Below are 8,316 nucleotides of genomic sequence, written 5' to 3' on the forward strand. Positions count from 1 at the left end.
CGGCCGACAGCGCCAGCGCCGCGGCGGCGCGGGCCATGATGCCGCGTGTGCCGGCACGCCGCTGGACCAGTCTCGATAGGCAGGCATGGATGGTCATGCAAATATCCCCTTGATTTTGAATGGGTGGCGGCCGTGGTCGCGCGCCCGCTGTGTGTCTTCCTGGCCGCCGTCGGGCAAATCCATTCTAGGAATTGCGGTTTAGGCAATCAAGTTCAATAATTCGCAATCAAATTGCCATTATTGGAATCGAAGTGCTCAGCACCGCCCATCGCTATTTCCTGGAAGTCGTGCGCACCGGCAGCATCAAGGATGCGGCCGCATTCCTGCACGTGGCGCCTTCGGCGGTCAGCCGGCAGATCGCCAAGCTGGAGGAAAGCTGCGGCGCCTTGCTGTTCGAGCGTCGCCCGCATGGCATGGTGATGACGCGCGCCGGCGAAATGCTGGCCGACCATGCGCGGCGTGTCGCCATGGAGGCCGAGCATGTGTTGCGCGGCATTCGCGGCCTGCGGCGGACCGACCTGACCACCGTGCGCATCGGCTCGAACGAAGCGGTGGCGCGCAATATGCTGCCGGTGCTACTGGGCGCCTACCGTGCCGAACGTCCGGACGTGGCCTTCCAGGTACACGTGGCCTCGCCCGGCGTGGTGACCCAGCGCCTGCGCGACGGCACGATCGACGTCGGATTGGCGTTCAGCCTGAAGCCCGGCGGCGGTATCGAGGTGCGGCACGAAATCAGTTCGCCGGTGCGGGCCATCATGGCGCCCGGCCATCCCCTGGCGGGGCGCGCCAGCCTGTCGCTGGACGACCTGCGCGGCCACCCGGTGGCATTGACGGATTCCGGCACGACGGTGCGGCTGCTGTTCGACGACACGGCGTCCAATGGCGAAGGCCCGCCGTTCGACGTCGCGTATTCGAGCAACTCATCGTCGGTTATCCGCGCCATCGTCGAAGCCGGCCATGCGGTCACCCTGGCGGGCGAGATCACGCTGGCCGAGCCGTTGCGGCGCGGCACGCTGGTGGCGGTAAGCCTGGACCAGCCCGCTTTCGCACAGCGCACGCTGCAAGTGCAAACCGCGAGCCGCATCGTCCTGCCCGCGGCCACCGAACAGTTCGTGCAGCACTTGATCGAAGGGCTGGGAAAGTAGCGCTACTTCATCAACAAGCGCTGATACTCCATGCAAGCCTGCGCCATGGCTTCCCGCACCACCGCCAGCGGGCGGCTGTCTTCGTCGGCCTTGCGGTTCACCATGGAAAGCTGTAGTACCGGGCCGCCCTTGCCCAGCCGGAATATGCGCACCGGGTAGCTTTGCAGGGTGGCGGGGTCGGGCCTCTGGACGACGGAAATCCCCAGGCCCGAATGCACCATGGCCACGATGGCGGGAGCGTTGTCGAATTCCAGCGAGCTGCGCACGTCGCCGATGTGGGTGCTGACGTATTGCGCGGCCATGGTGCCCGAGACGGTCTTGCGGTCGTAGCGTATCCATTCCAGTTGCCGGAACAGGGTGGGAATGGGTGTGTCGGGCGTGGCCGGCGGGGCGATCAGCACCAGTTCGCGGCGCAGCATCGGGGTCCAGCACAGGCGCGCGTTGCCGCCCGCCGGGGGCTGGGCCACCAGGGCGGCATCGATGTCGCCGGCCTTCAGGGCGGCGGCCAGGCTGCTGGAGCGCCCGCGCACCGGCACCACTTCCAGCTTGGGGTGGCGGGCCCGGATGAACCGCATGATGCCGGGCAGCACCGCGGGCTGCATGGATTCGATGATGCCCACCCGCACCACGCCCTCGATGGCCAGCACGGTGCCGGTGCGCAGCGATTCCAGCCCGCGCAGCGCGTCGCGCATGGTGCCGGCGACTTCATGCGCCAGCTGGGTGGGCCGCACCTGCAGGCTGGACCTGTCGAACAGCGGCTTGCCCAGGTAGGTTTCCAGCTGCTTCATTTGCATGCTGACCGCGCTGGGCGTGATGTTCATCAGCCTGGCGCCGCCGACGAAGGTGCCGGTTTGCAGTACGGCTTCCAGGGTGGCAAAGGTTTCAAGCTTCATCAAATATTCTTATCAAAATCGTCAAATAACATCGCTATTCTAAATGAACGGGCGTCCTTACACTGGCGGCATCTAACCTGAACGGAGACACCGATGCCGGCAACCGCCACCGCAGAACGCCCCTTGGCCTGGACGGCCGAGCAAGTGCGGCAAGACCATTCCTGGATCCTGCGCCTGAACGCCGAAGAGGTGGCAGGCGTGCAAGCCGCGCTGGCCCATGCCAAGGGCGTGGACAAGCCGCTGCTGGCCATGGAGCAAGCCGATTTTCCGCTGCCTGCGGTGTCGCAGGCAGCCTTGCAGCGCGCCATCGATAAAACCCAGGGGCGCTGGGGCATGTGCTTGTTGAAGGGGTTTCCAGTAGACCTGTGGAGCGAAGACGACACGCGCCTGGCGTACTGGGGCATGTCGCTGTACATGGGCGTGGGCCGTACCCAGAACCGCGCCAGCCAGGTAATGAACGACGTGCGCGACGCGGGCGGCGAATACAAGGTGAAGGGCGGGCGTGGCTACAACACCAACGCCGGCCTGGATTTCCACCAGGATTCCTGCGATGTGGTGGCGCTGCTGTGCCGGCGCACCGCCAAGTCGGGCGGCACCAGCAAGGTGGTCAGCTCGATTGCGCTGCGCGACGCCATTCAGCAGCGCCGCCCGGACCTGATTCCGGTGCTGCAGGGCAAGTTCTATCACAGCTACCAGAGCACGCAAGACCCCAGCCAGCCGCCGTACTACCGGCTGTCGATCTTCGGTACGCATCCGGAATACTTCGCGGCCCGCACCAACCGCAAGAACACGGTGGCGGCGCAGCGCGACTTTCCGGAAGTGCCGCGCCTGACCCAGGCGCAGGCCGAGGCGCTGGACCTGCTGGATGAACTGATGCCCAGCGACGAGTTCTGCTATTCGATGGAACTGGAGCGCGGTGACATGCAGTTGCTGAACAATTACGTGACGCTGCATTCGCGCACGCCGTTCGAAGACTATGAAGAGCCCGACCGCAAGCGCCACCTGCTGCGCCTGTGGCTGGCGATTCCGTCGTCGCAGCCGCTGCCGGACGATTGGGACGAGTACTACGGCGATGCGCGTGCCGGGGCGGTGCGTGGTGGGGTACGGGGCAGTTCGATTACCGAAGAGTTCCTGGCCTACGAGAAACGCCAGGCCGCCGCCATGGGCATGCCCTTCGAAACCTGGCAGCCCAAGGTGCGCAAAGAAGACATGGAAGCCATCATCGCCGGGAGCCCGGCATGAGCCGCGCGTCGCTGCGCGAGCGCCTTCAAAGCGGCCCGGCGGTGCTGGCGCCGGGCGTCTACGATGCCCTGACGGCGCTGATCGCCGAGCAGGCGGGGTTTGACGCGCTGTACCTGTCGGGCGGGGCGGTGGCCTACACGCAACTGGGGCGGTCGGATGTGGGCCTGACCACGGCCACCGAAACCGCGAACGTGCTGGCGCGCATTACCGACAGGGTAAGCCTGCCGGTGATTGTCGACGGCGATACCGGCTACGGCAATGCGCTGAACACGCAGCGTACGGTGCGCGAGTTCGAGCGCGCCGGCGCGGCCATGATCCAGCTGGAAGACCAGACGTTTCCCAAGCGTTGCGGCCACCTGGAGAACAAGACGCTGGTATCCACGCAGGAGATGTGCGGCAAGCTGCGCGCCGCGCTGGACGCGCGCCATTCGCCGGATACGCTGATCCTGGCGCGCACCGATGCGGTGGCGGTCGAGGGCCTGGACGCCGCGCTGGAGCGCGCCGACGCGTATCTGGCCTGCGGCGTGGACGCCCTGTTCATCGAGGCGGTGGTGTCGGCCGCCGACATGGACCGCGTTTGCGGCAAGTATGGCAAGCGCGTGCCGCTGCTGGCCAATATGGTGGAAGGCGGCAAGACGCCGGTGGGCAGCGTGGATGAGTTGTCCGCGCGCGGCTACCGGATCGTGATCTACCCCGGCGGCACGGCGCGCTTCGTGTCGAAGCAGCTGCAGCGCTACATGGCCAGCCTGAAGGCGCACGGCACCACCCAGCCGCTGTGGGAAGAGATGAACGACTTCAATGCACTGAACCGCCTGGTAGGCACGCCCGAGTTGCTGGAACTGGGGCGGCGCTACGAGGGCTGATCGGGCTCTGCTTCACGCGGCACGCAATAGCGTTCTTCCCGATACGCCCAGCTGGGCCATAGCGCGTGGGCCAGGGCTTCTTCGGCCAGGGCGGGGTCGCAGTCGGCCGGGCTGTATGTGCCGGGCGCGGCGTAGCGGAACTGTACCGGGGCCTTGCCCGGCAGCAGCACCAGCAGGTCGTCGCCCTTCAGGTAGCCATAGTGGTTTTCGTATTGCATGATGGCGCGGTTGGGGTTTTCGCGCGTCAGGTCGCGGCCCACCATGGGATGGGTGCAGGCCACGCCCGCCAGCGACAGCAGGGTGGGCGGCAGGTCGATCTGGCTGATGATGCCCTCGTCGCGCCGGGCCTCGATGCCACCGCCCAGTATGACCGCGGGAATATGGAAGTGCCGCACCGGCACCAGCGTGTCGCCGAATACGCGCGAATCGTGGTCGGCCACCACCAGGAACACCGTATCGTCCCAATAGGGCGCCTGGCGCGCGCGTTCAAAAAATTGCCCCAGCGCCCAATCGGCATAGCGCACGGTGTTTTCCACCGTGGCGGGGTTGCCGTCCACCGTGATGCGGCCTGCCGGGTATTCCCAGGGTGAATGGTTCGACACGCTGAAGGCCAGGGTGAAGGAGGGCTGGTCGCCGTCGGCGCGCAGTCGTGCGTCCAGCTGGGTGAACATGTCTTCGTCTGAGGCGCCCCAGGTGCCCACGAACGCCGGGTTGGTGAAATCCGGGCGGTCGATGATCTCGTCGAAACCGTTGCCCAGGAAGAAGGCTTTCATATTGTCGAAATGCGACTCGCCGCCGTAGATGAAGCGCGAGTGGTAGCCGTGGCGGCCCAACACATCGGCCAGCGTGAAAAAGCCGCGCTGCGCGGCGGGCAGTTTCAGCACGGCCTGCGCGGGCGTGGGCAGGAAGCCCGCCGTCACGGCCTCCAGGCCGCGCACCGAGCGCGTGCCGGTGGCGTAGGCGCGCGTGAAGGCCCAGCCCTGCTGGGCCAGCGCATCCAGTTGGGGAGTGAGGTTGGCGCCGCCCAGGGCGGCGCTGTACTGCGCGCCCAGGCTTTCTTCCAGGATGATGACGATATTGGCCGGACGCCGCCGCGTGCGCGTCGCCGGCTGGTGGTGCACGCTGGGATGGGTTTCCAGGGCGGGGGGATAGGGCAGCCCGGCCTGGGTCAGCACCAGTTCGTGCATGCGCGCGCCGGGCATGCGGCCATAGACCGCGGCCGCGGACTTTTCGTGCTTCATGCTGTACACCGCGTAGAACACGTTGTATAGCGAGTTCAGCGGCAGCGTATTCAGCATGCCGTCGTTGCTGTAGGCCACGGTGGACGGGTTGATGGGGCGGTGCCCCAGCGTGCCGCGTATGGCCAGGATCACCGCCGCCAGGATGCCCAGGCTGCCCAGGGCCATTTGCCACCATGCCCAGCGCGCCCCGGGAACCGGGTTGTGGAACAGGGCATGGCCGATGGCCAGCAGAACCACCACCGCCACCAGCGCGCCGGCCAGTTCGGCCTTGTAGCCGCGCCACAGCATGCCCGACACTTCGCGCGGATGCTTCAGGTATTCAACGAAAAGCCGGTTGGGCCGGGTGTCGTATTCGATGATGAAGGCAGGCGTGGCCACCTCGAGAAAACCCAGCAGAATCCAGCACACCTGCAGCCAGATACCGGTGGCCACGGCGGCGCTGGGCAGGTGCCCCAGCCACGGGGACAGCACCGCGGGCAACGCCGCCAGCACCGCGATCTGGTGCGTGTCGATGCGCAGGCCGCCCAGCAGCAGGGGCCGCAGGCCGCCCGCTTGCTTGACGCGCCGCCATTGCCAGGCGGCCAGCGCCAGGCGGCTGCCGGTCAGCAGCAGGTACGCCGCAATAATGAACAGTAACGTGGAATGTCGCATAAGAAAGCCGCCATCCGGTGCCTGGCGCCGGATGGCCGGGGGGCAGGGTTGTCAGGAACAGGAGCCGGGCAGGTGAGCGCGTATCAGGCGGCCGGCGATGGATTCGCGCATGGGGATGTCGGGCATGATGTCGTCGGGCCCGAACCAGCGCGCTTCGGCGATTTCGTCGGGCTGTATGCGGATGTCGCCGCCCGCGTATTCGGCGGTGAAGGCTATCATCAGGGAATGGGGGAACGGCCAGGACTGGCTGCCGAAGTAACGCAGGTTTTCCACCTGCAGGCCGACTTCCTCCATGACTTCGCGGTGGATGGCGTCTTCGATGCTTTCGCCCGGTTCGACAAAACCCGCCAGGGCGGTGTGCCGGGCAGTGGCGTAGGTGGCATGGCGCGCCAGCAGCAACTGGCTGCCGCGGCGCACCAGCACCATCATGGCGGGGGAAATGCGCGGGTAGGCCGACATGCCGCAGGCGGGGCAACGCATGCAGAATTCATGGCCCAGCGCTTCCATGGGCGTGGCGCAGACCCCGCAATAGCGGTGGGTGCGCGCCCATTCGGCGATCTGGAAGGCGCGTCCGGCCAACCCCGCGTGTTCGCCCAGGTCGCCCAGCAGGGCGCGCAGCTTGCGAAAGGCATAGCCTGGGGGGGCCTCGGCCGACAGCGGCACGTGGGCCGTGCGGATCAGCGGGTCGTGCAGCCAGACCTGCAGCAGGGCTTCGGCCTGCAGGCCCAGCAGGGCGCAGGCGCCGGCATCGGGCAGGTCCAGCCCGGTTTCTTGCACCAGCAGTTCATTGCCTCGGAAAATGAAGTTCAAGGTGCTTCCTTCACGCAGTGTCGTTAGTGGCTGAAAGCATTGCAGCCGCTACTTTACTGCCGTTCCGGCAATTTAATGCTGATAATGGGGCCGCGCGCCGTGGGCCGCGTCATGCGGCGCCGCCTGGCGCGCGCAGCCGGGCCACGGCCACGTCCAGCGGCCAGGCCAGAACTTCCACCAGGTCGGCCACGGCGTGGCTGTCGTTGATATCCACGCGCGGCAGCGGCGCGTGTTCGGGGCAGACGTCGCTGGCGATGGCGCCGATGCTGGAGTCGTCGGGATACAGCCAGGGCTTGCCATTGGCCTGCCGGTGCACTTCTATCTTGATGTGGGCGTTGCGCTTGAAGCCTTCGACCAGGATGAAATCCACCGGGCTCATGGCGCCCAGCAGTTCGCCCAGTTCGGGCTCGGGGCCGCCGCGCAGTTCATGCATCAGCGCCCAGCGGGCCGACGAGGCCACCAGCACCTCGGTGGCGCCGGACTCGCGATGCCGGTAGGAATCTTTGCCCGGCGTGTCGATATCGAAGGCATGATGGGCGTGTTTCAGGGTGGACACGCTGTAGCCCCGCGCCGTCAGGCAGGGGATCAGCTTGGTCAGCAGCGAGGTCTTGCCCGCGCCGCTCCAGCCGGCAAAGCCGATGATTCTTGTCATTCCAGGTTCGCCACGGGGTGTTGGGTTTGGGCCGGCCCTAGACCAGGCCTTCGAAGGGCAGCACGTCAACCAGCTGCCCGGCCTGGACGCTGCCCTGGTCGTGGTGCAGCACTATCAGGCCGTTGGCTTCGCTCATGCTGCGCAGGATTCCCGACCCCTGCGAGCCGGTGACCTGGGCTTGCCAGCCGCCGTCAGGCGCGGGGGTGACGATGGCGCGCTGGTATTCGGTGCGGCCCGGCTTTTTGCGGATGGCGCTGGCCGCGCTGCAACGCAGCAAAGGCATGGGCTGCGGGGTGGCGCCCGCCATGGCCAGCAGGGCGTCGCGCACCAGTGCATAGAAGGTGACCATGACCGCCACCGGATTGCCGGGCAGCCCGAACAGGATGGCATCGCCATGTTCGGCGCGGATGCGGCCGATGGCCATGGGACGGCCCGGCCGCATGGCGATGCGCCAGAACAGCACGTCGCCCAGTTCCGCCATGACGGTCTTGGTGTGGTCGGCTTCGCCCACGCTGACGCCCCCCGACGTGATGACCGCATCGGCGCTGGCTGCCGCGGCGCTGAAGGCATCGGCCAGGGCGCGCGGATCGTCGCGCACCACGCCCAGATCGAGGATGTCCATGCCCAGGCGCTGCAGCATGCTGTGCAGGGTGTAGCGGTTGCTGTCGTACACGCAGCCTTCGTCCAGCGTTTCGCCGATGGAGCGCAGTTCGTCGCCGGTAGAGAAGAACGCCACGCGCAGGCGCCGCAGCACCGGGACTTCGGCCTGGCCCAGCGAGGCCAGCAGGCCGATATCGGCGGGCCGCAGCACGCGGCCCG

General features: G+C 67.0%; 8 protein-coding genes. 3 read left to right on the forward strand and 5 right to left on the reverse strand.

Features of this window, described 5'->3' with window-relative positions; genetic code table 11:
• Positions 1–251: 251 nt before the first annotated feature.
• A complete protein-coding gene (locus LPZ50_RS18085) occupies positions 252–1,145 on the forward strand; it encodes a LysR family transcriptional regulator (RefSeq protein WP_230663291.1) in 894 nt (297 codons plus the stop codon).
• 2 nt (positions 1,146–1,147) lie between these two features.
• On the opposite strand, the gene LPZ50_RS18090 is transcribed toward LPZ50_RS18085, so the two are convergent.
• Positions 1,148–2,038 carry a LysR family transcriptional regulator gene (locus LPZ50_RS18090; protein ID WP_230663293.1) on the reverse strand — a complete coding sequence of 297 codons (891 nt, stop codon included), beginning with the start codon at positions 2,036–2,038 and terminating at the stop codon, positions 1,148–1,150.
• 93 nt (positions 2,039–2,131) lie between these two features.
• Here LPZ50_RS18090 and LPZ50_RS18095 point away from each other — a divergent pair, with 93 nt between their 5' ends.
• The gene (locus LPZ50_RS18095; RefSeq protein WP_230663295.1) at positions 2,132–3,280 is read left to right on the forward strand and encodes a TauD/TfdA family dioxygenase; all 1,149 of its coding nucleotides are present in this window, start codon (positions 2,132–2,134) and stop codon (positions 3,278–3,280) included.
• Complete coding sequence (locus LPZ50_RS18100) at positions 3,277–4,143, forward strand: isocitrate lyase/PEP mutase family protein (RefSeq protein WP_230663297.1); 867 nt, start codon at positions 3,277–3,279, stop codon at positions 4,141–4,143. The genes LPZ50_RS18095 and LPZ50_RS18100 overlap by 4 nt, the downstream gene beginning before the upstream one ends.
• Here the strand turns inward: LPZ50_RS18100 and LPZ50_RS18105 are convergent.
• The 4 genes from LPZ50_RS18105 to LPZ50_RS18120 all read right to left on the reverse strand — a co-directional run.
• A complete protein-coding gene (locus LPZ50_RS18105; RefSeq protein ID WP_230663299.1) occupies positions 4,131–6,035 on the reverse strand; it encodes an LTA synthase family protein in 1,905 nt (634 codons plus the stop codon). The two genes, LPZ50_RS18100 and LPZ50_RS18105, sit on opposite strands and share 13 nt — an antisense overlap.
• Before the next feature lie 51 nt (positions 6,036–6,086).
• The gene (gene nudC, locus LPZ50_RS18110; RefSeq protein ID WP_230663301.1) at positions 6,087–6,845 is read right to left on the reverse strand and encodes an NAD(+) diphosphatase; all 759 of its coding nucleotides are present in this window, start codon (positions 6,843–6,845) and stop codon (positions 6,087–6,089) included.
• Positions 6,846–6,954: 109 nt separating this feature from the next.
• Positions 6,955–7,497, reverse strand: a complete 543-nt coding sequence (gene mobB, locus LPZ50_RS18115) for a molybdopterin-guanine dinucleotide biosynthesis protein B (protein WP_230663303.1) — start codon at positions 7,495–7,497, stop codon at positions 6,955–6,957.
• 37 nt (positions 7,498–7,534) lie between these two features.
• The coding region (locus LPZ50_RS18120) for a molybdopterin molybdotransferase MoeA (protein WP_230663305.1) at positions 7,535–8,316 on the reverse strand (782 nt) is incomplete at its 5' end.

The sequence above is a fragment of the Bordetella petrii genome (assembly GCF_020991325.1).
Taxonomy (GTDB): Bacteria; Pseudomonadota; Gammaproteobacteria; order Burkholderiales; family Burkholderiaceae_B; genus Bordetella_A; species Bordetella_A petrii_E.